Consider the following 24,943-nt stretch of genomic DNA (forward strand, 5'->3'; position numbering starts at 1 on the left):
TCAGAACTGGAAGTAGATGAAAGTGCTGTCGGGCCCCGCCTCGAGACAGGCGAGCGCCGCGAGCGCGCCGTAGAGATACGGCTCCCATCGCCGCAACCGGCCTTCGATGAGCGCGCCGATGCCCGCATGCTGGATGATAACAGGCAAGGCGTAAAGCAAAGCCAGATTGGTGAACAGTTTTGGCGGATTGGGCGCGTCCGTCGCCATGAACATTCCCTTGAGATAGCTGAGCGCGTGGTCGAAGTTCGGCAGCTTGAAGAAGATCCAGAGCATCGTGACGCAGAAGAACACGACGCCCATCCGGATCACCCGCACCGCGGGGCTTCGATCGCCCAGCAGCTTCAGGAACGGTCGTTCGATCACGAGCAGAAACCCGTGCGCCATCCCCCACAGCGCGTAGCTCAGGCTTGCACCATGCCAGAGACCGCCAAGCGTCATCACGATCATCAGGTTGAGACAGGTTCGTGCCGGTCCATGACGGTTGCCGCCGAGCGGAATGTACAAATAGGTCCTGAGCCAGCTCGACAACGAGATGTGCCAACGCGTCCAGAACTCCGAGAATGAAATCGAGATGTAGGGCAGGTTGAAGTTCACGGGCAGGCGATAGCCGAACAATAGGCCGAGGCCGAGCGCGATCGCCGAATAGCCGAAGAAGTCGGCGTAGATCTGGTAGCTGTAGAGGAACACCAGCAGCCAGCGATCCTGCGTGCGCAGCGTCTCGTAGAGCGGGAAGTCCATATAGGACGTCATCTCGTTGAGATTGTTCGCCACATACAGCTTGAAGAAATAGCCGACCAGAATCCACTTCGCGGCCTCGACGAAGGCAACGTCGCCGAGCTGCTTGGGAACGATCTGCGGCATGAACTGGGCCGCACGCGTGATCGGCCCGGACACCAGCTGCGGAAAGAAGATGATGTAGAGGAACACCTCGCGCAAGCGCACGGTGCGCTTCTCGCGCGTCAGGTCGACCAGCAGGCTGATGTTGTGGAACACGAAGAACGAGATGCCGATCGGCAGCGGCAGCCGCAGCAGGAAGTCGATCGGCGCGGAGCCGGTCAGATGGGCCGCGGCGGCGTCAACGAACAGGAACTTGTATTTGAAGAACGCCAGCAGGCCGAGATTGAAGACGATGCCGGCCGGCATCCAGAAAGTTCGGTTATCAAACGCAAGCGCGAGGCAGAGATGGGTGCCGAGCACCGCGACGAGCAGCAGCGGCAGCAGCTCGGGCTGCCCGAAGCCATAGAAGAACACGCTTGCAAGGACGAGCAGCGGGACCTGGAAGCTGCGCAGTGAAGGCAGGTAATAGACGCCGAACACGATCGCGACGAAGACGCCGAACTGAAAAGAAGTGAAGGTCATGCCGCCCCATCTGCCCGCCCGGCATGTAGCATTTTCGCATTCTCTGTCCTAGTCCGGTGTCCTCCCCCGCTCCAGGGCAGTGGCATATGAAATTCAAAAGGACCGCGCCGCTTGCTCCGCCTCTCCCGCTTGCGGGAGAGGCCGACGCGCCCCGGGCGATGCGAAGCATCGTCCGCGCGCGGCGGGTGAGGGCTCTCACCCCTTGGGGATTCCCTCCGCAATTCTCGACAATCCTATTGCGGAGACAGCCCTCACCCCAGCCCTCCCCCGCAAGCGGGGGAGGGAGCGCACTGCCGATGCCGCCGCACCCCCCAGGGGAGGATCAACGCCCGCGCCTTGACCTGCTGCCGGCAATCCCGTTTTCTCTGCCCCAACACAACAACCCCTCCTCACGGGAACACGCCAAGGGCAAGCCGCCATGTCTTTCGTCCTCGCCATCGACCAGGGCACCACCTCCTCGCGCGCGATCGTGTTTCGCGGCGACATTTCCATTGCGGCAAAGGCGCAGGCCGAGTTTCCGCAGCATTTCCCCGCCTCGGGCTGGGTCGAGCACGAGCCGGAGGACATCTGGACCTCGACCATGACGGTCTGCCGCGAGGCGATCGCGCAGGCCGGCATCAGTGCAAAGGACATCGCCGCGATCGGCATCACCAACCAGCGCGAGACGACCGTGGTGTGGGATCGCGCCACCGGGCAGGCCGTGCATCGCGCCATCGTCTGGCAGGACCGCCGCACCGCCGACATCTGCGCGAGACTGAAAGCCGACGGCCGAGAGCCCGTGATCTCGCAGAAGACCGGCCTGATCATCGATCCCTATTTCTCCGGCACCAAGGTCGCCTGGATTCTCGACCACGTCCCCGGCGCGCGGGCGCGTGCCGCGCGCGGCGAATTGATGTTCGGCACCGTCGATTGCTATCTGCTGTGGCGCCTCACCGGCGGCAAGGTGCATGCCACCGACGCCACCAACGCCTCGCGCACGCTGCTGTTTAACATCCACACCGGGCAGTGGGACGACGAGCTCTTGGAGATCATCGGCGTGCCGCGCTCGATGCTGCCCGAGGTAAAGGATTCCTCAGCCCGCTTCGGCGAGAGCACGCCGGATCTGTTCGGCGGCGCGATTGCGATCTCCGGCATCGCCGGCGACCAGCAGGCCGCGACCATCGGCCAGGCCTGCTTCCGTCCGGGCATGATGAAATCCACCTACGGCACCGGCTGCTTCGCCCTGCTCAACACCGGCACCACGCCCGTGGCCTCGAAGAACAAGCTGCTCACCACCATCGCCTACCAGCTCGGTGGCAAACGCACCTACGCGCTCGAAGGCTCGATCTTCGTCGCAGGTAGCGCGGTGCAGTGGCTGCGCGACGGCCTCGGCATCATCAAGCACGCCGCCGAGACCGGACCTCTCGCCGATCAATCGGATTCGATGCAGAGCGTCTATCTCGTCCCGGCCTTCGTCGGCATGGGCGCGCCGTACTGGAATCCGCGCGTGCGCGGCGCGCTGTTCGGCCTCACCCGCAACACCGGCCCCGCCGAGCTTGCCCACGCCGCTCTGGAAAGCGTCTGCTACCAGACCTTCGACCTCTGGGCCGCGATGCGGGCCGACTGGCCGAGCTCGGAGGTGGCGAGCGTGGTCCTCCGCGTCGATGGGGGCATGACCGCATCCGACTGGACCATGCAGCGCCTCGCCGACCTGCTCGACGCGCCGGTCGATCGCCCCCTGATCCAGGAGACGACGGCACTGGGCGCCGCCTATCTCGCGGGTCTCGAGGCCGGCGTCTATCCCGAACCGACCAAGTTCGCCGACAACTGGCGCCTCGAGCATCGCTTCAAGCCGAACATGAGCCAGGCGACGCGCGAGCGGAAGCTGGCGGGCTGGGCGAGGGCGGTGAAGGGCGTGCTCGCGAGCGACGAGGGCGAGGGTTAGGCCGATCTCGTAGCCCGGATGGAGCGCAGTGAAATCCGGGGTTCTCTGGAAGCGATTACCCTGACGCCGCGATGAACGAGGCGTATCCACAAACTCCGCCGTCGTCCTGGCGAAAGCCAGGACCCATAACCACCGTGCTAAGTTGCCTTGGACCGCTGTCGGCCCCAGCCTGCCGCAACGGCGACCAGCTGTGGTAATGGGTCCTGGCTTTCGCCAGGACGACCCGGAATGTGTGGCCGGCGCTCAGCTTCAACGGGACGCATCCCATGATCCTCCCCGACGGCTATTCCGACATCCCCGCCGGCAAGATCGTTGCCGTCGTCACCCATCTCGAGATGACCGCGCGCCCTGCGCGCCGCGCCGATCCGCCGGGCGCTCCATCAGGTCTTTGGACCCTGCGCAAGGTCGATACCCCCGCGCTTCATTGGTATCGCGACCTCCATCGTCGCGTTGGCGAGGAGTGGTTGTGGTTTTCGCGGGCGCGCATGAACGACGCCGAGCTCGCCGCAATCATCCACGCACCGGGCGTCGAGGTCTATGGGCTTGTCGTGGACGGCCACGATGAAGGCCTGCTGGAGCTGGACTTTCGCGAGGCCGGCCAGTGCGAGCTCGTGTATTTCGGTGTCACCGCGAAACTGATCGGGAGCGGTGCCGCCCGTTTTATGATGAACCGCGCGCTTGAGCTCGCATGGTCACGCGACCTGTCCCGCGTCTGGGTGCACACCTGCACCTTCGATCATCCGTCGGCCGTCGCGTTCTACCAGCGCTCGGGCTTCCGCCCGTTCCGCCGCCAGATCGAGATCGCCGACGACCCGCGCCTCGATGGCACCGCGCCACGGACCGCGGCCAAGCATGTGCCGATCATCGAATAGTGCGCAGCTGCCTCCCCGCCGTCATTGCGAGGAGCCCTTGCGACGAAGCAATCCAGACTGTTTCCGTGGAAAGATACTGAGCCTCCCCTAAATCGGTGGCTGGATTGCTTCGCCGCGCTCGCAACGACGGAGTGTGGCGCTGTCGTCGCGTTTCATTCGGGCTACGCGCTCCCAAGTTGACGCGACGCAAGCAATCAAGCCTCGGAAGCGTAGCCCGGATGGAGCGGAGCGAAATCCGGGACAGCGTCCCCGCATTCCGCTCCGCTCCATGCGGGCTACACGCTCAAAACACCTTCTGCTCTGCCCGTGCCAACGAAAACCCTCGCTGCATCGCATTGAAGCACGTCAGCCCCGTCGGCTCCGACCGGCACGTAAACCCCGCGCGCTGCCAGACCTCGCCATAGGACAGCACCGGCAATGACGGGTCCATGATGGTATCGCCGGCGCAGATGCGGCCTGCGCTGCCTTTCGCACTCATCTCGAAGGCGTTGCCCCATTCGAGCTCGCAATCGGCGGGACGGCGCGGCCGCGTCTCCAGGTTCATGATGTCGCAGCGGAGCACGCCTTGACCATTGTCAGTGAAGAACTGGCAGGCGATGTTTTTCGACGGCGTCTGAAAGCCGATCGGACGGTCCTGCGCGTGGGCGAGGCTCGCGGCCAGCAGGGAGAGCCCGAGTGCGACCGTTGCAAGTCGTTGCGTCATGCATGCTCCTGCGCCCAGCTCTGCCATGCCCGGACTTGATCCGGGCATCCATCGCTTCCTAATCTGAGAAGAGATGGATTGCCGGGTCAAGTGCGGCAATGACAAAGGCTGCCAAACCATGTTCCTGATCGGCCAATACGATTCCCCCTTCGTCCGCCGCGTCGCGATCGCGCTGCGGCTTTACGGCCTCGCCTTCGAGCACAAGCCGTGGTCGACCTTCGGCGATGCCGACAAGATCGCGCCCTACAATCCGCTGCGACGCGTGCCGACGCTGGTGCTCGATGATGGCGAGGCGCTGATCGAGAGCACGGTCATCCTCGATTATCTCGACGAATTGGTAGGGCCGGAGAAGGCGATGCTGCCGCGCTCCGGCGCCGAGCGCCGGCGTCATTTGCGCATCTGCGCGCTCGCGTCCGGCCTCGGCGACAAGGCGGTCAGCCTGCTCTACGAGCGCGTGTTGCGGAAGGAGCAGCTTGCGCTGTGGGTCGAGCGTTGCCAGGCGCAGATCGCGGACGTGCTGAAAGCGCTGGAGGCCGAGCGCGCCAGGGTGACCACGCCATACTGGCTGGGCGATCGTATCGGCCACGCCGACGTTGTGGTCGCCTGCGTCGTCCGCTTCACCCGTGAGGCGCACCCGCTTCTGTTCGAGCCATCGCGCTATCCGTCGCTATCGGCGCATGCCGACGCTTGCGAGGCGCTGGCGCCGTTCCGGGAGATCGTGCAACCGCTGGCACCGCCGAAGGGGTGAGGCTCTTTCAATCTCTCCCGCGGGCGGTAGGGCCATCGCATATGAAGAAGCATATGGCTGGAAGCTCGGCTGCGGCCATCCTTCGAGACGCCCGCCTGCGGCGGGCCCTCAGGATGAGGGATGCGTATGCGGCAGCACTTCACGCGGATGGATGCAGCTGAGCCTCATCCTGAGGAGGCCGCGAAGCGGCCGTCTCGAAGGACGAGGCGCTCGCTCAAGCGCCGCCGAGACGTCATATCCGTTTGTCCTTCAGCCAGAGGGGAGAGGCGAACGGAGAAGCGCCGCTACGCGAACCCGACCTTGATCAGGATCATCAGGAAAAGGCCGCCGACGACCGCGCAGACCGCGGCACCGATCAGCGGCCCCAGCGCGCCCTCCCGGCGTGCCGGCTCCAGCACGGCCTGTCCCGGCTGGTCCGGATCGTAATAGACCTGGACGCTCTTCCCGGGCCGATATTTCGCCGCGCCCTCTTCGGCGACCTCGCGCAGGCCGGAGATCATGGTGCCGTTCCAATCGACTTCGGTGCCGATGAAGTCGCGCTTGCCGACCCTGTAGGCGTAGCGCAGGTCGACCTGATAGCGGTGGACGAGCTTTGATGTCGTCGGTCGATTGTCGTGCTCGGTCTTCTCTTCGATGATTTCCTCGATCACGTCGCAATGGATGACCCTGCCCGACGCGGTCGGCCAGCGCAGGCTGGCGCTCGCCAGCCGGCGCGTCCGGACATAATCGGCGGCGAAGAACACCCCGCCCACGAGCACGATGATCGGCACCGCGAACGCGAATAGCGGGACGCCCTTGTCGGCGTAGAGCACGTGGCCTGCGAACGAATGCGCGGTCAGGGTGGCGGCGATAATTCCGAACACCAACGTGAACGCCACCAGCGCCGCGACGTTCTGCGCGGCGGCGGGCTCCAGCAGCGCCTCGGTCGGTTGCTTCGGATCGACATGGACCTCGACATGGGCGCCGACCGGATAGCGTCCGGTCAGTTTTGCGGCCAAGACCCTCGTCGTGATGACGGGGCCGCCGACAAAGATCTTGTCGCTTTCCAGCTCCTGGCCGCCGGCCTGATAGCGATAGCGGATGATGGGCTTGGCGTCGTTCCGATCGTCCGAGGAATGCGCCGCCGGCTGGTCGACTCGGGAGACCGTGATGATGCCCTCCACCTTGTCCCAGCTCCGCGCGGCCACCATCCGGCCGCGCATGCGGACCAGGTTGAACAGCGTCAATCCAAACAGCAGCACGGCGATGCCGGCGGCAATCTGTGTCCACATCAATTGTTGGGCGTTCAGCATCCGATTCCCCTGCGCTTCGGCGGCGACCGCCATTGGTCGCAGCGAACGCGGGTTGCGTTCATGGCAGGGGTGCGGCGCCGATCCTATCTCCTCGTGCAGGGCTTGATCTCGCCCGAGGCAGAGTGCATCACGATCGGATTGGGCGACAGTCTGATGCCAAAGAACAATTGAGAGCCGGAGACCTTGTCGTTCGTCCCCTCATGGACGTCCAGATCGAGCTTCGTCGCGATCTCGGAGGTCAGTTTGGCCCTCTCCTCCATCGAAATCGCGTTGTGATATTTGATTTCGTAGACGACGTCGGCCTCCAGCACGGACCGCGTCTGGCACACGACGCCGCCGCTCGAAACGTTCTGAGTGACCGCGTCCTCACACTCGGCCTTCAGCAAGGCGTTGCGGGCCGAGATCAGCGACTCGTCGGATATCAGCAGAATGCTGGCATTCTCGAGCTTGAGGTTGACGGCCTCGACCTGCTGCATTCCGGCGAGGGCCGACAGCTTGTCCTTGACCTGGGCCGACACGTCGAGCCTCTTCTCGAGCGACTGCTTCAGGTCCCGGTCGACGGTCCGCGATTTCTGGATCTTGCCGGTCAGCAGCGTTGGATCGACATCACAAGTCGGATGCAGCTCCAGCCGGCCGTTGCTCAGATACTCGATGGTGTTGATCGTGCCGGGGCCGCCGAACGTGCTTGGCGGCACCACCTCGAAATATCCGGTCTCGGAGAGGATGGCCGTGATCGTCTGCTTCTTCCGCGGGAATCCGGCGTAGACCGCGACCATCACGAGGCCGATCGCGATGAAGACTCCGCTACCAAGCCAAAGCCATTTGCGGCTTGCTATTTTCCCGGGCAGCACAACTGATTTTTCTCGCCGCATGGCACATAGCCTTTCGGACAGTCCGCCGCGGCAATCGTGGGCAGCACGACGAGAGCGATCGCGGCGAGGAACGGTGCAATGAACTGCTTCATTTGTTCGATCCCAAGCAAATCGTCGGTTGAAGGTAGTAGGCCGAGAGAGTAGCGAACCAAGGTTGAGCGGACAAGTGAACGAGTTCACAAGCGGCCGATTCTTGCGAGGGCGCATTCGCAGCTGTTCGATGTGCTGCGTCGTTCCGGTACAGGCCGAGCATTTGCTTCACCAATGTCGTCCTGGCGAAAGCCAGGACCCATGACCCAAATGGGTCATTTGGCGAAGATTGGTCGTTCGGTATTACCAGCGATGGTCACCGATGGATCACGCGGTATGGGTCCTGGCCTTCGCCAAGACGACACCGAACGGACGACACCGAACGTGTGGTACGCGCGCATGATCGCGACGGACGAGGCAGCGAGTGTCAAACGGGCGCGGTGGGCGATCATGCATTCATACAGGTGTTTTGCCCGACGCCGCAAGTCATTTCGGCAATACCGAAATTTATCGAGCTTTTTCAACCCCATGTCTACTGTGCATGGGGTTGATTTCTCGCTTTTTGTTTGGAGGGCGCCTAACCCGCGCCCGCGCGCTTCTTCTGCCAGACTAAATGCACCGCGCAGGTGCAGCCCGGCGGATGCGAGGCAAGCTCCTTCGACGTTTCGTCGTTCGCCGGCGTTGCCGCGAACGCCGCCTTGTCGCTCGCGCCCTCTCGCGCCGGGATGTAGTTCAGGATCGGCGCGAGCCAACGCTCGGTCTCGGCGACGCTCATGCCCTTGCGCGCAGCATAATCCTCGACCTGATCGCGCTCGATCTTGCCGACGCCGAAATAATAGCTCTCGGGACTGGCGAGATAGAGCCCCGACACGGAAGAGCCCGGCCACATCGCAAAGCTCTCGGTCAGCTTCACGCCGGCGGTGTTCTCGGCGTCGAGCAGCTCGAACAGCGTCGCCTTCTCGGTGTGATCGGGCTGCGCGGGATAGCCGGGGGCGGGACGGATGCCCTGGTACTTTTCGAGGATCAACTCGTCGGTCGAGAGCGCCTCGTCGGGCGCATAGGCCCAGAACTCGCGGCGGACGCGGGCATGCATGCGCTCGGCAAAGGCTTCGGCGAGGCGGTCGGCCAGCGCCTTGCACAGGATCGAGGAGTAGTCGTCATTGGCCATCTTGAACCGGTCGGCGACCACATCCTCGCCGATGCCGGCGGTGACGACGAAGCCCCCGACATAATCGGGCACGCCGGTGGTGGCGGGTGCGACGAAGTCGGACAGCGCGGCGTTGAAACGGCCCGCGCGCTTCTCGAGCTGCTGGCGCAGCGTGTGCAGCGTCGCGATCGTCCTGGTCCGGCTCTCGTCGGCATAAAGCACGATGTCGTCGCCCTCTGCATTGGCCGGCCAAAAGCCGACGGTGGCGCGCGCTCGGAACCATTTTTCCTTGACGATCAGGTCGAGCATTTTCCGCGCGTCTTCGTAGAGCGAGCGCGCGACCTCGCCGACCTTGGCATCGCTAAGGATGGCGGGGAAGCGCCCGGCGAGCTCCCAGGTCTGGAAGAACGGCGTCCAGTCGATATAGGGCACCAGCTCGGCGAGATCGTAGTCGTCAAAGCTCCTGGTGCCGAGGAAGGTCGGCTTCACCGGCTTGTTGGCGGCAAAGTCGACCGGCACGCGGTTGGCGCGGGCGGTCGCCAGCTTCAGCCGCTTCTTGTCGGCCTGGGCGCGCATATGCGCATCCGAGATCTTTGCGTATTCGGCGCGGACTTCGGCAGCATAGGCCTCGCGCCGCTCGGGCGACAGCAGCGCGGACGCAACACCGACCGCGCGACTGGCGTCGTTGACATGCACCACGGGGCCGGCGCGATAGCTCGGGTCGATCTTCACCGCCGTATGCACACGGCTCGTGGTGGCGCCGCCGATCAGCAGCGGCAGCTTGAGGCCTTCGCGCTGCAATTCGCCGGCGAAGAACGCCATCTCGTCGAGCGAGGGCGTGATCAGGCCGGACAGCCCGACGATGTCGGCCTTCTCCGCCTTCACGGTCTCGACGATCTTGGCCGCGGGCACCATCACGCCGAGGTCGATCACCTCGTAATTGTTGCACTGGAGCACGATGCCGACGATGTTCTTGCCGATGTCGTGGACGTCGCCCTTGACGGTCGCGAGCACGATCTTGCCGGCGGACGAGGAGCCTTCCGTGCCGATGCCGTTGGCGAGATTGCGCGCCTTCTCCTCTTCCATGAAGGGCATTAGCCAGGCGACAGCCTGCTTCATCACGCGGGCCGACTTCACCACCTGCGGCAGGAACATCTTGCCGTCGCCGAAGAGATCGCCGACTACGTTCATGCCGGCCATCAGCGGTCCCTCGATCACGTCGAGCGGGCGCGTCGAGGCCTTGCGGGCCTCTTCGGTATCCTGCTCGATGAATTCGGTGATGCCGTGCACCAGCGAATGCGACAGCCGCTTCGCCACCGGCCATTCGCGCCAGCTGAGATCGGCTTCCTTAGTCTGGGTCTTGTTGCCGCGGAATCTTTCCGCGAGCACCAGCAGACGCTCGGACGCACCGGGGTCGCGGTTGAGGATGACGTCCTCGCACACCTGGCGCAATTCGGGATCGATGTCGTCATAGACGATCATCTGCCCGGCATTGACGATGCCCATGTCCATGCCGGCCTTGATGGCATGATACAGGAACACCGAGTGCATGGCCTCGCGCACCGGCTCGTTGCCGCGGAACGAGAATGACAGGTTGGACACACCGCCAGAAATGTGCGCGCCCGGCAGATTCTTGCGGATCCAGCGCGTCGCCTCGATGAAGTCGACGCCGTAATTGTTGTGCTCCTCGATGCCGGTTGCGATCGCGAAAATATTCGGATCGAAGATGATGTCTTCCGGCGGGAAGCCGACGCGGTTCACCAGGATGTCGTAGGCGCGCTTGCAGATCTCGGTCTTGCGGGCGAACGTGTCGGCCTGGCCGACCTCGTCGAACGCCATCACCACGACGGCCGCGCCGTGGCGGCGGGCGATCTTGGCCTCGTGAACGAACTTCTCCTCGCCCTCCTTCATCGAGATCGAGTTGACGACCGGCTTGCCCTGCACGCATTTCAGGCCGGCCTCGATCACCGAGAATTTCGAGGAATCGACCATCACCGGGACTCGGGCGATGTCGGGCTCGGCGGCGACGAGGTTGAGGAAGGTCACCATCGCGGCTTCCGAGTCCAGAAGACCCTCGTCCATGTTGACGTCGATGATCTGCGCGCCGTTCTCGACCTGGTCGCGCGCGACTTGCAGCGCGGCGGTGTAGTCGCCGGCAGTGACCAGCTTGCGGAAGCGGGCGGAGCCGGTGACGTTGGTGCGCTCGCCGACATTCACGAAAGGAATCGCGTCGGTCAGGATGAACGGCTCGAGGCCGGAGAGCCGCAAGCGAGGTTCGATCTCCGGCACGATGCGCGGCTTGTGCGGCGCGACCGCAGCCGCAATCGCCGCGATATGGTCCGGCGTGGTGCCGCAGCAGCCGCCGACGATATTGACCAAACCATCACGCGCGAACTCGCCGACCAGGCGAGCCATGTATTCCGGGGTCTCGTCATACTGGCCGAACTCGTTGGGCAGGCCGGCATTGGGATAGGCACAAACGAGCGTGTCGGCGACGCGGCCGATATCGGCGATATGCGCGCGCAGATCTTCCGCGCCGAGCGCGCAGTTGAAGCCGATGGTGACGGGCTTGGCGTGCTGCACCGAATGCCAGAACGCTTCCGGCAACTGGCCGGACAGCAGGCGGCCGGACTTGTCGGTGATGGTGCCCGACACCATCACGGGCATGTCGATGCCGCGTTCTTCGGTGATCTCGGCGATCGCGTAGAGCGCCGCCTTGGCGTTCAGCGTGTCGAAGATGGTCTCGACCAGCAGCAGATCGACGCCGCCGTCGAGCATGCCGTTGATCTGCTCGCCATAGGATTTGCGCAAATCGTCGAACGTGACGGCGCGGTAGCCGGGATTGGACACGTCGGGCGAGATCGAGGCGGTGCGGTTGGTCGGTCCGATGGCGCCCGCGACGAAGCGCGGCTTGCCGTCCTCGGCCTCGACGCGGCGTGCGGCATTGCCGGCGAGGCGGGCGCCTTCGCGCGCCATCTCGTAGATGATGTCGGCGAGATCGTAATCGGCCTGCGCGATCGAGGTCGTGGAGAACGTGTTGGTCGCGACGATGTCGGCGCCGGCGCGCAAGTAAGCCGCGTGGATGTCCTCGATCGCCTGCGGCTGGGTCAGGATCAAGAGATCGTTGTTGCCGCGCAGGTCGCGATGGAAATCCTTGAAGCGCTCGCCGCGGAAGGCGGCCTCGTCGTACTGGAGGTTCTGGATCATCGTGCCCATGGCGCCGTCGAGCACGAGGATGCGCTCGCGAGCGGCATTGAGCAGGGCAGTTCGCTTCGGAGAGGGAGATACGGTCATTTCTCTTACGCCGCCTTCTGTGCGCTCTTGGCGCGAATGCCGAGCAAGTGGCTGATCGCGAACACGAGATCGGCGCGGTTCATGGTGTAGAAATGGAAGGTGTCGACGCCGTGCTTGGCCAGCTTCTGCACCTGGCCGGCGGCGACGGTGGCCGCCACCAGCTTGCGGGTCTCGGCGTCGTCGTCGAGGCCCTCGAATTTCGCGGCGAACCAATCCGGCACGGAGGTGCCGGCGCGGGTGACGAAATTGCGAGCCTGCTTGAAATTGTGCATGGGCATGATGCCCGGCACGATCGGGATGTTGATCCCGCGCGCCCGCACGCGGTCGAGATAGCGGAAGTAGAGGTCGTTATCGAAGAACACCTGCGTGATCGCGCGGGTCGCGCCCGCATCGACCTTGGCCTGCAGCGTGTCGATGTCATCGTCGAAGTCGCGCGCCTCGGGATGCTTCTCGGGGTACGCCGACACCGACACCTCGATATCGCCGTGCCGCTTCTTGATGCCGGCGACGAGGTCGGCGGAACTCTGGTAGCCGTCGGGATGGCTGGAGTAGGCCGTGCCGATGCCGCCGGCGGGATCGCCGCGCAAAGCCACGATGTGGCGGACGCCGACCTCGTGATAGCGGTCGACGATCTCGTCGATCTCCCCGCGCGAGGCGCCGACGCAGGTCAGATGCGCGGCCGGCAGCAGCGCGGTCTCTTTCAGGATGCGCGAGATGGTCGCGTGGGTCCGCTCACGGGTCGAGCCGCCGGCGCCATAGGTCACTGAGACGAATTTCGGGTCGAGCGGGGCCAGGCGGTTGATGGTGTCCCAGAGATTGCGCTCCATATCTTCCGTCTTGGGCGGAAAGAACTCGAAGGAGATCGCAGGCCGCTTCAGGTACCCGTCGGTGTGGGCAGGCATCGTCGCGTCAGTCATGGGCACCACTCACTCCAAGGGCTCGCCGGGTCGTTGGCGGCCGGCGGTCAGGTCTAGATTGGGAGAGGTCAAGATAGGCCAAAGCGGCCGCTCTCGACAGCCCATCAGTGATGGGAAATTGCCCACTTTACGGGTATAAATTAAGAAACGTCTGAGGTTAGAGGTCGAGGTGGGAAATTCGATTTTAGATAAAATATCTGATATATCAGATATATAATAGAGGAGGGTGGTTCGTTCGGCGCGAATTTGTCGGTGGGCAATATGAAAATGATACTATTAGCGCGGTCGCTGTCCCAACACTGCGGCGAAGTCCCGCGAGTCCGCGGCCTGCACGTCAGACCTGCGCGCCCGGCCCATTGCCGCTGCGCCGCTCTCCACTACGTTAGCGCGCCATGATCCCGCTCTCAGTCCTCGACCTCTCCGTCGTCACAAGCGGCACAAAGCCCGCCGCGGCGCTGCGCAACAGCATCGACCTGGCGCGCCATGTCGATGGGCTCGGCTATGTCCGCTACTGGCTCGCCGAGCATCACAATCTCGCCTCTGTCGCTAGTCCGGCGCCCGACGTGATGATCGGGCAAATCGCGGCGGTGACGAAGCACGTCCGCGTCGGCTCCGGTGGCGTGATGCTGCCAAATCACGCGCCGCTGGTCGTGGCCGAGCGCTTCAAGATGCTGGAGGCGTTGTTTCCCGGCCGCATCGATCTCGGCCTCGGCCGCGCCCCCGGCACTGACGGTGCCACGGCCTATGCGCTGCGCAGCCGGCTCGACCGCCGCGAAGGCGATGATTTCCTCGAGCGGCTGCACGAATTGATCCTGTGGCAGACCCGGGAATTCCCCTCGGGCCATCCCTACCACAACGTCGTCGCGATGCCCGACGATACGCCGTTGCCGCCGATCTGGCTGCTCGGCTCCAGCGATTATTCGTCGGAGCTCGCCGCGCAGGTCGGCATGGGCTTCGCATTCGCCCATCATTTTGCGTCCCACGATGCGATCGATGCGATGGTGCACTATCGCAATCGTTTTCAGCCCTCGGCCTGGAGTGCGAGTCCGCGCGCGATCCTCGCGGTCGCCGTCATCACGGCCGACACCGATGACGAAGCCGAAAAGCTCGCCGCGTCTTTCGACCTCAACCGCCTGCGCCGCGACCGCGGCCAGTATCTTCCGTTGCCGAGCGTCGAAGAGGCACTGGCCTATCCCTATAGCGACTCGGAGCGGATCTCGATCCGGCGCAACCGCTCGCGCCTGTTCGTCGGCAGCACTGCAACCGTGCAGAAGACACTGCAGCCGTTGATCGACGCGAGCAAGCCGGACGAGTTGATGGTGATCACCGCCGTGTACGATCACGAGGCGCGCAAGAAATCGTATTCGCTGCTGGCGGAGGCGTTCGGACTTAAGGCGGTCGGATAAAGCTCTCGTGCCCCGGCTCGCGCTTCGCGCGTCCGGGACACGGGACTATTCCATCGTCGCGCGGAACGGGTGGCCTGGATACACGCCGACGATGCGGAATTCGCGCGAGAAGAATTTCAGCTCCTCGATCGCGAAAGCGAGGCCCTTGTCCTCGGGGTGGCCGTCGACGTCGGCGTAAAACTGGGTGGCGAAGAAATTGCCGTCGACCATGTAGCTCTCGAGCTTGGTCATGTTGACGCCGTTGGTGGCAAAGCCACCGAGCGCCTTGTAGAGCGCGGCCGGCAAATTGCGCACCCGGAACACAAAAGTCGTGACCAGCGGACCGGAGCCCTGTGCGGCCCATTTCGGTTCGCGCGCCAGCACCACGAAGCGCGTGGTGTTGTGGGCCTCGTCCTCGATGTCCTCGGCCAAAATGTCGAGGCCGTAAATCTTTGCGGCCAGGCGCGAGGCGATCGCGGCCACCGTCTTGTCGTTGCGCTCGGAGATGTCGCGGGCGCTGCCGGCGGTATCGGCGTGCACGATTGGCTTGATGCCGAGCTTGCGGATGATGCGCCGGCACTGGCCGAGCGCGTGCACATGGCTTTCGACGCTCTTGATGTCTTCGAGCCGGGTGCCCTTCACCGCCATCAGCTGATGCCGGACCGGCAGAAACCATTCGCCAATGATGAAGAGGCCGGAGGCCGGCAGCAAATGATGGATGTCGGCGACGCGGCCCGCGACCGAATTCTCGATCGGGATCATACCGAGATCGGCTTCGCCGGACGAGATCGCCGACAAGGCGTCCTCGAAGGTGGCGCAGGGCATCGGCTCGGCGTCGGGATAGGCCTCGACGATGGCGATGTGGGAATTGGCGCCAGGCTCGCCCTGGAATGCGATTTTCAGCTTGCTCATGCTCGGCCTTGTAACAGCGGCTCAGGATTTGGAAAGGATGCTGCGGGCGGTTTCCAGGTCCGCCGGCGTGTCGACCCCGCGGGGCACGGTATCGACAATGGTGAAGTCGATGCGCATTCCGGCCTCGAGCGCCCGGAGCTGCTCGAGCTTCTCCTGCAATTCCAGCGGCGAGGGCGGGAGCCGGACGTAGCGTTCCAGCGCGGCACGGCGATAGGCATAGAGACCGATATGGTGGTAGCGCGGTCCGTCGCCGGTCGGGGCGGTTGCGCGGGTGAAATAAAGTGCGCGCATACGTCTGCCGCCGAGCGAGGTCCCGATCGCCTTCACGACGCTCGGCGCGAGGTCCTCCTCCTCGGTGTGGATCTGCGAAGCCAGCGTTGCGATGTCCACGACGGGGTCTTGCAGCGGCGGCAGCACCTCGCGGATGTTGTCGATCGTGATGGTCGGGAAATCGCCCTGCAGATTGACCACGATCTCGGCTTTGCCGTCCGGATCGAGCTTCAGCATGGCCTCGTGGATGCGGTCGGAGCCGGACGGGTGCTCCGGGCGGGTCATCACGGCCTCGCCGCCATGGGCGGTCACGACGGACGCGATCTCCGCCGTGTCGGTTGCGACCGCGACCCGGCCTATCCCGGCGGCTTCGGCACGGCGCATGACGTGCACGATCATCGGCTGCCCCGCGATATCGGCGAGCGGCTTGCCGGGCAGGCGGGTGGCGGCCATGCGGGCCGGAATAAGCACCAGGATGCGGGGATCGATCATGATTCAAGGGCCTGGGTTCAAGGGCCTGGAAACGGGGCGTTTTCCGCGCCGAGAAATGGGTGGGGACGGGCTTGAAGCCCGCTCGCTTATACGGGTTGCCAGACCCCGGGCAAACCGATATCTCAATGGCAAAACTCGGGGAAACAGTAAGGAACGTTGATTCTCCGAGGCTCGTCCTGGCGGCCGCATTGGGCCGCTCGATCCTTCTTGCGGTGTGGGGCCTGGCCGGAAATGGACTCTTTCGAACTGAACAAGATTCTCGGTGCCGTGCTCGGCACCTGTCTCCTTCTGCTGGTGACGAGCTTCACCGCCCAGGCGTTGTTCTCGCCCAAGATGCCGGAAAAGCCGGGGTTCGAGATCGCAGTGAAGGAAGACGCCGGCCACGGCAAGGAAGGCGGAGCTGCCCCCACGGCCGCCGAGCCGATCGAAAAGCTGCTGCAGACCGCCTCGGTCGAGAAGGGCGCTTCCGCCGCCAAGAAGTGCGGCGCTTGCCACACCTTCGAGAAGGGCGGCCCCAACCGTGTCGGTCCGAACCTCTACGGCGTTGTCGGCGACCATGTTGGCGAAGGTCGCGGCGGCTTCAACTTCTCGGCAGCGATGAAGGCCAAGGGCGGCACGTGGGACTTCGATGCGCTCAACAAATTCATCGCCAATCCCAAGGCGGCTGTCCCGGGCACCGCGATGGGCTTTGCCGGCATTCCGAAGGATAGCGAGCGCGCCGACGTGATCGCTTACCTGAACAGCCTCTCCGACAGCCCGAAGCCGCTGCCCACCGCGGCGAAGTAAGGCCTGTCGACTTCGCTCTTCGTACGCGGCCGGGCTCAAAGCCCGGCCGTTCGCTTATCCGGGCCTCGCGGCGTTGTTATCGGGGCGTTTGGCCGCAGCGATCAGCCAGCCGGCCTTCCAAGATGAGGAAAAAGCAACATATTCCGTCGAAACCTCGCCTATATTGGGAACTTAAAGGAGTAGCCTCCTTCAAGACAGGAATGTTGATTTGGCCCTTACCCGACGCGATCTCCTGCTCACTGGCACTGCTGCCGTAACGCTCCCCGCCCTTGGTTCCGTAGCGGGCCTTCCCGCCGTCGGCGTGGCACACGCGCAATCCGCCAACGAGCCCACCTGGCGCCATGCTCTGTCGCTGTTCGGACAGGTCAAATACCCCGCGGACTTCAAGCGCTTCGACTACGTCAATCCGGAAGCGCCAAAAGGCGGCGTCGCGCGCCAGATCGCCGTCGGCACATTCGACAATTTCAACATCGTCGTCTCCGGTGTGAAGGGGCAAGTCGCCGGCGCCGTAGCATTCATCTACGAATCCCTCACGACGGCCGCGCTCGACGAAGTCTCGACCGAATACGGCGCGCTGGCCGAGGCCGTCAGCCATCCGGATGATTTCTCCTTCGTGACTTACCGCTTGCGGCCGCAAGCCAAATGGCACGACGGCAAGCCGGTTACGGCCGACGACGTGATCTTCTCGCTCGATTCCTTCAAGAAGCACCACCCGCAGTACTCGGCGTATTACAGCCATGTGGTGAAGGCCGAGAAGGTCGGCGAGCGCGAGGTGAAATTCGTGTTCGACGCGCCGGGCAACCGCGAATTGCCGCAGATCGTCGGGCAGCTCACGGTCCTGCCGAAGCATTGGTGGGAGGGCACCGACGCGCAGGGCCGCAAGCGCGATGTCTCCGCCACCACGCTCGAAGTGCCGCTGGGGTCGGGCCCCTACCGGGTCAAGGAATTCGTTGCCGGGCGGTCGATCGCGCTGGAGCGCGTCAAGGACTATTGGGGACGCGATCTCGCCGCCAATGTGGGCCGTAATAATTTCGACGAGCTGCGCTACGAGTATTTCCGCGACGCCACCGTGGCGATCGAGGCCTTCAAGGCCGATCAGGTCGATTGGCGCACCGAGAACAGCGCGAAGAACTGGGCGACAGCCTACGACTTCCCGGCCGTCACCGAAAAGCGCGTGATCCTCGAGGAGTTCGCCAATCGCAGCTCGGGCGTCATGCAGGCCTTCGTGCCGAACCTGCGCCGCGCCAAGTTTAAGGATCCGCGCGTGCGACGCGCGCTCAATTACGCGTTCGACTTCGAGGAGATGAACAAGCAGATCTTCTACGGCCAGTACAAGCGCATCAGCAGTTATTTCGACGGCATCGATGAGCTGATGGCGACCGGGTTGCCGCAGGGCAAGGAGCTCGAGATTCTCGAGACGGTCCGCGCCGAGGTTCCGCCCGAAGTCTTCACGACGGCCTATACCAATCCAGTCGGCGGCAGTCCGGAAGCCGTGCGCGACAATCTGCGCGAAGCGCTGCGCCTGTTCAAGGAAGCCGGCTACGAGGTGCGCGACCGCAAGCTGATCGACGTCAAGACCGGCACCCAGTTCTCCCTGGAGTTGCTGAACTCGGATCCGAGTTTCGAGCGGATCACGCTGTTCTATAAGCCTTCGCTGGAACGGCTCGGCATTGCCGTCAGCGTGCGGACGGTGGATCCCACCCAGTACGAGAACAGGACGCGCGAGTGGGATTTCGACATCGTCACCAACTCCTGGGGCGAGTCGCAGTCGCCGGGCAACGAGCAGCGCGAATTCTGGTCCTCGAAGACGGCCGACATCGCCGGTTCACGCAATATTACCGGCATCAAGAATCCGGCTGTCGACAAGCTCATCGAGCGGGTGATCTACGCCAAGGGTCGCGACGATCTCGTCGCGGCAACCAAGGCACTCGACCGCGTGCTCCTGTGGAATCACTACGTCGTGCCGCAGTGGACTTATACGAAGGTCCGCACCGCGCGCTGGGATCGGTTCGGCCGGCCGGCGGAATTACCCAAATACGGTCAGTCCGGCTTTCCGTTCATCTGGTGGTACGACGCGGACAAGGCGGCGCGGATCGCAAAGAAGTCGTGAAGGACATTCTCCGCATGGCGCAGCTTTCACGCCGGCATGTGCTGGCCTTGGGTGCCGGTGGCGCGTTCGGCGTCTCCTGGCTCCGGGGCGCGGCAGCGTCCGAGATGCCTGCCGAGGCCCACGGCATGTCGGCCTTCGGCGACCTCAAATATCCCGCCGATTTCCATCACTTCGACTACGTCAATGTCGACGCGCCGAAGGGCGGCACTTTCTCGCTTATCCCGTCGGTGCGCGCCTACAATCAATCCTATCAGACCTTCAACTCGCTCAATGCCTTCATCCTCAAAGGCGATGGCGCGCAGGGCATGGACATGACCTTTGCGCCGCTGATGGTGCGCGCCAATGACGAACCGGACGGGATGTACGGGCTTGCCGCCAAGTCTGTAAAGATATCGGCAGACAGGCTGGTTTATCGCTTCACGATGCGACCCGAGGCGAAATTCCACGACGGCACCAAGCTGACCGCGCACGACGCGGCGTTTTCGCTGACGTCGCTGAAGACGAAGGGCCATCCCCTGATCATCGTGCAGATGCGCGATATGGTCAGCGCGGAAGCTGTTGACGATGCGACGCTTGTTGTGACCTTCGCCAAGGGACGCGCGCGCGACGTGCCACTCTATGTGGCGAGTCTGCCGATCTTCTCGAAAGCCTACTATGCCTCCCGTTCGTTCGACGAAACGTCTCTGGAGATCCCGTTGGGTTCGGGGCCGTACAAGGTCGGCAAGTTCGAGGTCAACCGCTACATCGAATACGAGCGCGTCAAGGATTGGTGGGCTGCCGATCTGCCCTCCTGTCGCGGCAGCTACAATTTTGACGTCGTGCGCTACGAATTCTACCGCGACCGCGATGTCGCCTTCGAAGGTTTCACCGGTAAGAACTATCTCTATCGCGAGGAGTTCACCTCTCGGATCTGGGCGACCCGCTATGACTTCCCTGCGGTGAAGGACGGTCGCGTCAAGATGGAGGTCGTGCCCGACGACACGCCCTCCGGCGCGCAAGGATGGTTTATCAACACGCGGCGCGACAAGTTCAGGGATCCCCGCGTGCGCGAGGCACTGATCGACGCCTTCGACTTCGAGTGGACCAACAAGACCATCATGTACGGTGCTTATGCCCGCACGGTGTCGCCATTTCAGAACTCGGACCTCATGGCGAGCGACGGGCCTCCGCCGCCGGAAGAGCTGAAGCTGCTGGAGCCGTTTCGCGGCCAGATTCCCGACGAGGTGTTCGCTGCGCCGTTCACGCCGCCGGTCTCGGACGGCTCCGGGCAGGACCGCAGCCTGCTGCGCAAGGCGCAGCAACTGCTCAGCGACGCCGGCCTGCCGATCAAGGACGGCAAGAGGGTGCTGCCGAACGGCGAGATCTTCAGGATCGAATTCCTGTTGGACGAGGCTTCGTTCCAGCCGCACCATGCGCCCTACATCAAGAATCTCGCGACGCTCGGCATCGAAGCGAGCGTGCGCCTCGTCGATGCCGTGCAATACAAGGCGCGCCAGGAAGATTTCGACTTCGACATCACGATCCAGCGCTTCAGCATGTCGGCGACACCGGGCGATGCTATGCGCGCGTTCTTTTCCTCGCAGGTCGCGGCGACCAAGGGCTCCTATAATCTCGCGGGCGTCGCCAGTCCGGCCATCGACGCCATGATCGAGAAGATCATGGCGGCGGACAATCGCGAGGACTTGACCGTCGCCTGCCGGGCCTTCGATCGGCTGTTCCGCGCCGGCCGTTATTGGGTGCCGCAATGGTACAACAAGACGCACCGGCTTGCTTATTGGGACCAATTCGGTCATCCGCAGAAGCCGCCGCGTTATGCCAACGGCGTCGGTGCCCCCGACATCTGGTGGTACGAGGGCGGCAAAGCCGCCAGGCTCGAGCAGGCGAAACAGCCATGAGCGCCTATATCGCCCGCCGCATCCTGCTGATGATCCCGACCTTGCTCGGGATCCTCTTCGTCTCCTTCATCGTCGTGCAGTTCGCGCCGGGCGGGCCGGTCGAGCGCGTGATCGCGCAGCTCTCGGGCGCCGATACCGGCGGGACCTCGCGCATTTCGGGCGGCAGCGACTTTGCGCAACGCGCCCCGGGGCAGTTAGGCGCTGGCGGCGACGCTATCAATTCGAAATATCGCGGCGCGCAAGGCCTCGATCCCGATTTCATCAAAAAGCTGGAAGTGCAGTTCGGCTTCGACAAGCCGGCCCCGGAGCGCTTCGCACTGATGGTCTGGAATTTCGCCCGCTTCGATTTTGGCAAGAGCTATTTTCGCGATGTCAGCGTGCTGCAACTCGTCAAGGAGAAGTTGCCGGTCTCGATCTCGCTCGGCATATGGCTGACGCTGCTGACCTACCTGATCTCGATTCCGCTCGGCATCCGCAAGGCGGTCAGGGACGGGACGCGCTTCGACACCTGGACGTCGAGCGTGCTCGTGCTCGGCTACGCCATACCCGGGTTCCTGTTCGCGATCCTCTTGATCATCCTGTTTGCCGGTGGCTCGTTCTTCAACTGGTTCCCGCTGCGCGGACTGACGTCAGACGGCTGGTCGCAATTTCCGTGGTACTGGAAGATCATCGATTATTTCTGGCATTTGACGCTGCCGCTGATCGCCATGGGGCTCGGTGCGTTCACCACCATGACGTTCCTGACAAAGAATTCGTTTCTGGACGAGATCCGCAAGCAATACGTGATGACCGCGCGCGCGAAAGGCTGCAGCGAGAATAGGGTGCTCTATGGCCACGTCTTCCGCAACGCGATGCTGATCGTCATCGCCGGCTTTCCCTCGACCTTCATTCACGCTTTCTTCTCGGGCTCGCTTCTGATCGAGACCATCTTCTCGCTGGACGGACTGGGACTGCTCAGTTTCGAGAGCGTTCTCAACCGCGACTACCCCGTGGTGTTCGGCACGCTCTTCATCTTTTCGCTCGTCGGCCTCGTGATCAACCTGATCTCTGACCTGACCTATATGTGGATCGATCCGCGAATCGATTTCGAGGCGCGGGAGGTCTGATGACGCTGGCCGCCCCCACCACGCCGATCGAAACCACTGCGAAGTCGCCGCTCGGCAATGCCGTGCCGATCACGCGCAAACCGTTCGTGCCGTCGCCGCTCAACAGGCGCCGCTGGCAGAATTTCAAGGCGAACCGGCGCGGCTATTGGTCGTTCTGGATCTTCCTGATCCTGTTTGTGGTGTCGCTGTTCGCCGAGCTGATCGCCAATGATCGGCCGTTCCTGATCAAATATGATGGCCACCTTTATTGGCCCTCCGTCGTCACCTATTCGGAAACCACTTTCGGCGGCGATTTCGAAACGGCGGCCGACTATCGCGATCCCTATCTGCAGAAGTTGATCAAGGACAAGGGTGGCAGCATCGTCTGGCCGCTGATCCGCTATTCCTACGACACCCACAATCTCGATCTGCCGACGCCGGCGCCGTCGAAGCCGACCTGGATGCTGACGGAAGCGCAATGCAAGCCTGTCGTCGAGAAGAAAGGCCTCAAGAGCTGCCGCGATCTCGAATACAACTGGCTCGGCACCGACGATCAGGGCCGCGACGTGGTGGCGCGGCTGATCTACGGCTTCCGCATCTCGGTGCTGTTCGGCCTCTGCCTGACCATCGTCTCCTCCATCGTCGGTATCGCGGCCGGCGCGGTGCAGGGCTATTTCGGCGGCTGGATCGACCTGTTGTTCCAGCGTTTCATCGAGATATGGACTGCGATTCCTTCGCTCTATCTACTGCTGATCCTGTCGTCGGTGCTCGTGCCCGGCTTCTTCGTGCTTCTCGGCATCCTGCTGTTGTTTTCCTGGGTGTCGCTGGTCGGACTCGTGCGCGCGGAATTCCTGCGCGGGCGCAATTTCGAGTATATCCAGGCGGCGCGGGCGCTCGGCGTGTCGAACAAGGTCATCATGTTCCGGCATCTGTTGCCGAACGCGATGGTCGCGACCATGACGTTCCTGCCGTTCATCGTGTCGAGTTCGGTGATGACGCTAACGGCGCTCGACTTCCTCGGGTTCGGACTGCCGCCCGGCTCGCCGTCGCTCGGCGAGCTGCTGTCGCAGGGCAAGTCCAACGTGCAGGCGCCCTGGCTCGGTTTCTCCGGCTTCTTCTCGGTCGCCATCATGCTGTCGCTCTTGATTTTCATCGGCGAGGCCGTGCGCGACGCGTTCGATCCGCGCAAGACGTTCAGGTAAGCCAATGGACGCGATCAACCAGCCCCTGCTCAGCGTGCGCGAGCTCTCGGTGGCCTTCCACCAGGGCGGCGTCACCACGCTCGCGGTCGACAAGATCTCGTTCCAGATCAGGCGCGGCGAGTGCGTGGCGCTGGTCGGCGAGTCCGGCTCCGGCAAGTCGGTCAGCGCGCTCTCGATCCTCAAGCTCTTGCCCTATCCGAACGCCTCGCATCCTTCGGGCAGCATCCACTTCAAGGGCCAGGAACTGATCGACCGGTCGGAGCAGGAGATGCGGGAGATTCGCGGCAGCGACATCTCCATCATCTTCCAGGAGCCGATGACCTCGCTCAACCCACTGCACACGATCGAGGCGCAGATCGGCGAGATCATCCAGCTGCACAATCCGACCAGCAATGCCGAGGCGCGCAGGCGGACGCTGGAATTGCTGACGCAGGTCGGCATTCCCGAGCCTGAAACGCGGCTGAAGAGCTATCCACACCAGCTCTCCGGCGGCCAGCGTCAGCGCGTGATGATCGCGATGGCGCTCGCCAACGAGCCTGACCTCTTGATCGCGGACGAGCCGACCACGGCGCTCGACGTCACCGTGCAGGCGCAGATCCTGACGCTGCTCGCGGAGATCCGCAGTCGCCTCGGCATGAGCCTGCTCTTCATCACCCACGATCTCGGCATCGTGCGCCGCATCGCCGACCAGGTCTGCGTCATGAAGGGCGGCGAGATCGTCGAGCAGGGGCCGGTCGAGCAAGTGTTCAAGACCCCGAAGCATCCTTACACGCGCGACCTGCTTGCCGCGGAGCCGAAGCCGGATCCGGCGCCGCCGCAGCCGGATGCGCCGGTGGTGATGTCGGCCGACGACCTGAAAGTCTGGTTTCCGATCAAACGCGGGTTGATGCGCAAGACGGTCGGTCACATCAAGGCGGTCGACGGTGTCAGCATCGCCGTGCGCAAGGGCGAGACGCTTGGCGTCGTCGGCGAGTCCGGCTCGGGCAAGACCACGCTGGGGCTCGCATTGCTGCGGCTGATCTCGTCGAACGGACGCATTGTGTTCCTGGGAAAGGATATCCAGGGCCTGCGCTTCAAGGAGATGCGGCCGTTCCGGCGCGACATGCAGATCGTGTTCCAGGATCCGTTCGGCTCGCTCAGCCCGCGCATGTCGGTCGCCGACATCGTCGCCGAGGGCCTCACCGTGCATCAGCCGCAGCTCTCGCGCGGCGAGCGTGAGGAGCGCGTCGTCAAGGCGCTCGAGGACGTCGGACTGAAGCCGGATACCCGCCACCGTTATCCGCATGAATTCTCCGGCGGCCAGCGCCAGCGCATCAGCATCGCCCGGGCGGTGGTGCTGGAGCCGGATTTCGTCGTGCTGGACGAGCCGACCAGTGCGCTCGACATGCTGATTCAGGCGCAAATGGTCGATCTGCTACGTGAATTGCAGCGCCGGCGCGATCTCACCTACATGTTCATCTCGCACGATCTGCGCGTCGTCGCCTCGCTCGCCAGCCATCTGATCGTGATGCGCGGCGGCAAGGTGGTCGAGGAAGGCCAGGCCGCCGAGCTCTTCAAGAACCCGAAGACGGATTACACGCGCGCGCTGTTTGCGGCGGCGTTCCGGCTGGAGACGGCGGGGAATGGGTCTGCGGCGACTTAGCGTCCG

19 protein-coding genes are annotated in these 24,943 nt (G+C 63.7%); 10 read left to right on the forward strand and 9 right to left on the reverse strand.

From position 1 onward, the window contains the following. Positions 1–1,359 carry an MBOAT family O-acyltransferase gene (locus AC0L30_RS07435; RefSeq protein WP_473404099.1) on the reverse strand — a complete coding sequence of 453 codons (1,359 nt, stop codon included), beginning with the start codon at positions 1,357–1,359 and terminating at the stop codon, positions 1–3. Positions 1,360–1,777: 418 nt separating this feature from the next. Here AC0L30_RS07435 and glpK point away from each other — a divergent pair, with 418 nt between their 5' ends. Then, entirely contained in the window at positions 1,778–3,283 is a 1,506-nt protein-coding gene (glpK, locus tag AC0L30_RS07440) for a glycerol kinase GlpK (protein WP_354200441.1), read from the forward strand. A gap of 266 nt (positions 3,284–3,549) precedes the next feature. Further along, positions 3,550–4,155: a GNAT family N-acetyltransferase gene (locus AC0L30_RS07445; RefSeq protein ID WP_354200440.1), complete on the forward strand. Its 606-nt coding sequence runs from the start codon at positions 3,550–3,552 to the stop codon at positions 4,153–4,155. Between the two features lie 283 nt (positions 4,156–4,438). Here AC0L30_RS07445 and AC0L30_RS07450 read toward each other — a convergent pair whose 3' ends face one another. Then, complete coding sequence (locus AC0L30_RS07450) at positions 4,439–4,858, reverse strand: DUF6636 domain-containing protein (RefSeq protein ID WP_354200439.1); 420 nt, start codon at positions 4,856–4,858, stop codon at positions 4,439–4,441. Between the two features lie 118 nt (positions 4,859–4,976). On the opposite strand from AC0L30_RS07450, the gene AC0L30_RS07455 reads away from it, so the two are divergent. After that, on the forward strand, positions 4,977–5,606 hold the full coding sequence (locus AC0L30_RS07455) for a glutathione S-transferase family protein (protein WP_035995420.1): 630 nt from the start codon (positions 4,977–4,979) through the stop codon (positions 5,604–5,606). A 284-nt stretch (positions 5,607–5,890) separates the two neighbouring features. Here the strand turns inward: AC0L30_RS07455 and AC0L30_RS07460 are convergent, their stop codons facing one another. From AC0L30_RS07460 to metF, 5 genes are all read right to left on the reverse strand, one after another. Then, the gene (locus tag AC0L30_RS07460) at positions 5,891–6,898 is read right to left on the reverse strand and encodes a DUF3592 domain-containing protein (protein ID WP_088941392.1); all 1,008 of its coding nucleotides are present in this window, start codon (positions 6,896–6,898) and stop codon (positions 5,891–5,893) included. 83 nt (positions 6,899–6,981) lie between these two features. Then, positions 6,982–7,770, reverse strand: a complete 789-nt coding sequence (locus AC0L30_RS07465) for a hypothetical protein (protein WP_219682920.1) — start codon at positions 7,768–7,770, stop codon at positions 6,982–6,984. Then, positions 7,731–7,862, reverse strand: a complete 132-nt coding sequence (locus tag AC0L30_RS07470) for a hypothetical protein (RefSeq protein ID WP_007599743.1) — start codon at positions 7,860–7,862, stop codon at positions 7,731–7,733. The genes AC0L30_RS07465 and AC0L30_RS07470 overlap by 40 nt, the downstream gene beginning before the upstream one ends. 515 nt (positions 7,863–8,377) lie before the next feature. Continuing rightward, positions 8,378–12,241 (reverse strand): methionine synthase, encoded by a 3,864-nt coding sequence (metH, locus tag AC0L30_RS07475; protein WP_354200438.1) that lies wholly within the window; start codon positions 12,239–12,241, stop codon positions 8,378–8,380. A 5-nt stretch (positions 12,242–12,246) separates the two neighbouring features. Continuing rightward, positions 12,247–13,158 carry a methylenetetrahydrofolate reductase [NAD(P)H] gene (gene metF / locus AC0L30_RS07480; RefSeq protein WP_354200437.1) on the reverse strand — a complete coding sequence of 304 codons (912 nt, stop codon included), beginning with the start codon at positions 13,156–13,158 and terminating at the stop codon, positions 12,247–12,249. A 392-nt stretch (positions 13,159–13,550) separates the two neighbouring features. Here metF and AC0L30_RS07485 point away from each other — a divergent pair, with 392 nt between their 5' ends. Further along, a complete protein-coding gene (locus tag AC0L30_RS07485) occupies positions 13,551–14,564 on the forward strand; it encodes an LLM class flavin-dependent oxidoreductase (protein WP_473404100.1) in 1,014 nt (337 codons plus the stop codon). A gap of 45 nt (positions 14,565–14,609) precedes the next feature. Here the strand turns inward: AC0L30_RS07485 and AC0L30_RS07490 are convergent, their stop codons facing one another. Both AC0L30_RS07490 and AC0L30_RS07495 read right to left on the reverse strand, forming a co-directional pair. Beyond that, the gene (locus AC0L30_RS07490; RefSeq protein ID WP_007599747.1) at positions 14,610–15,455 is read right to left on the reverse strand and encodes a prephenate dehydratase; all 846 of its coding nucleotides are present in this window, start codon (positions 15,453–15,455) and stop codon (positions 14,610–14,612) included. A 21-nt stretch (positions 15,456–15,476) separates the two neighbouring features. Next, positions 15,477–16,217 (reverse strand): 3-deoxy-manno-octulosonate cytidylyltransferase, encoded by a 741-nt coding sequence (locus AC0L30_RS07495; protein ID WP_007599748.1) that lies wholly within the window; start codon positions 16,215–16,217, stop codon positions 15,477–15,479. Between the two features lie 231 nt (positions 16,218–16,448). Between AC0L30_RS07495 and AC0L30_RS07500 the strand changes: the two genes are divergently transcribed. The 6 genes from AC0L30_RS07500 (at position 16,449) to AC0L30_RS07525 (ending at position 24,937) form a co-directional block, all read left to right on the forward strand. After that, on the forward strand, positions 16,449–17,003 hold the full coding sequence (locus AC0L30_RS07500) for a c-type cytochrome (RefSeq protein WP_007605350.1): 555 nt from the start codon (positions 16,449–16,451) through the stop codon (positions 17,001–17,003). 208 nt (positions 17,004–17,211) lie between these two features. Next, positions 17,212–19,113 (forward strand): extracellular solute-binding protein, encoded by a 1,902-nt coding sequence (locus AC0L30_RS07505; protein WP_007599751.1) that lies wholly within the window; start codon positions 17,212–17,214, stop codon positions 19,111–19,113. A 14-nt stretch (positions 19,114–19,127) separates the two neighbouring features. Beyond that, entirely contained in the window at positions 19,128–21,008 is a 1,881-nt protein-coding gene (locus tag AC0L30_RS07510) for an extracellular solute-binding protein (protein WP_354200436.1), read from the forward strand. After that, positions 21,005–22,114 carry a microcin C ABC transporter permease YejB gene (locus tag AC0L30_RS07515; RefSeq protein WP_007605353.1) on the forward strand — a complete coding sequence of 370 codons (1,110 nt, stop codon included), beginning with the start codon at positions 21,005–21,007 and terminating at the stop codon, positions 22,112–22,114. The genes AC0L30_RS07510 and AC0L30_RS07515 overlap by 4 nt, the downstream gene beginning before the upstream one ends. Next, complete coding sequence (locus tag AC0L30_RS07520) at positions 22,114–23,295, forward strand: ABC transporter permease (protein ID WP_007599755.1); 1,182 nt, start codon at positions 22,114–22,116, stop codon at positions 23,293–23,295. The genes AC0L30_RS07515 and AC0L30_RS07520 overlap by 1 nt, the downstream gene beginning before the upstream one ends. Before the next feature lie 4 nt (positions 23,296–23,299). After that, on the forward strand, positions 23,300–24,937 hold the full coding sequence (locus AC0L30_RS07525; protein ID WP_007599757.1) for an ABC transporter ATP-binding protein: 1,638 nt from the start codon (positions 23,300–23,302) through the stop codon (positions 24,935–24,937). The last annotated feature ends 6 nt before the right edge of the window (positions 24,938–24,943 follow it).

The sequence above is a fragment of the Bradyrhizobium sp. MI1.11 genome, assembly GCF_055811255.1.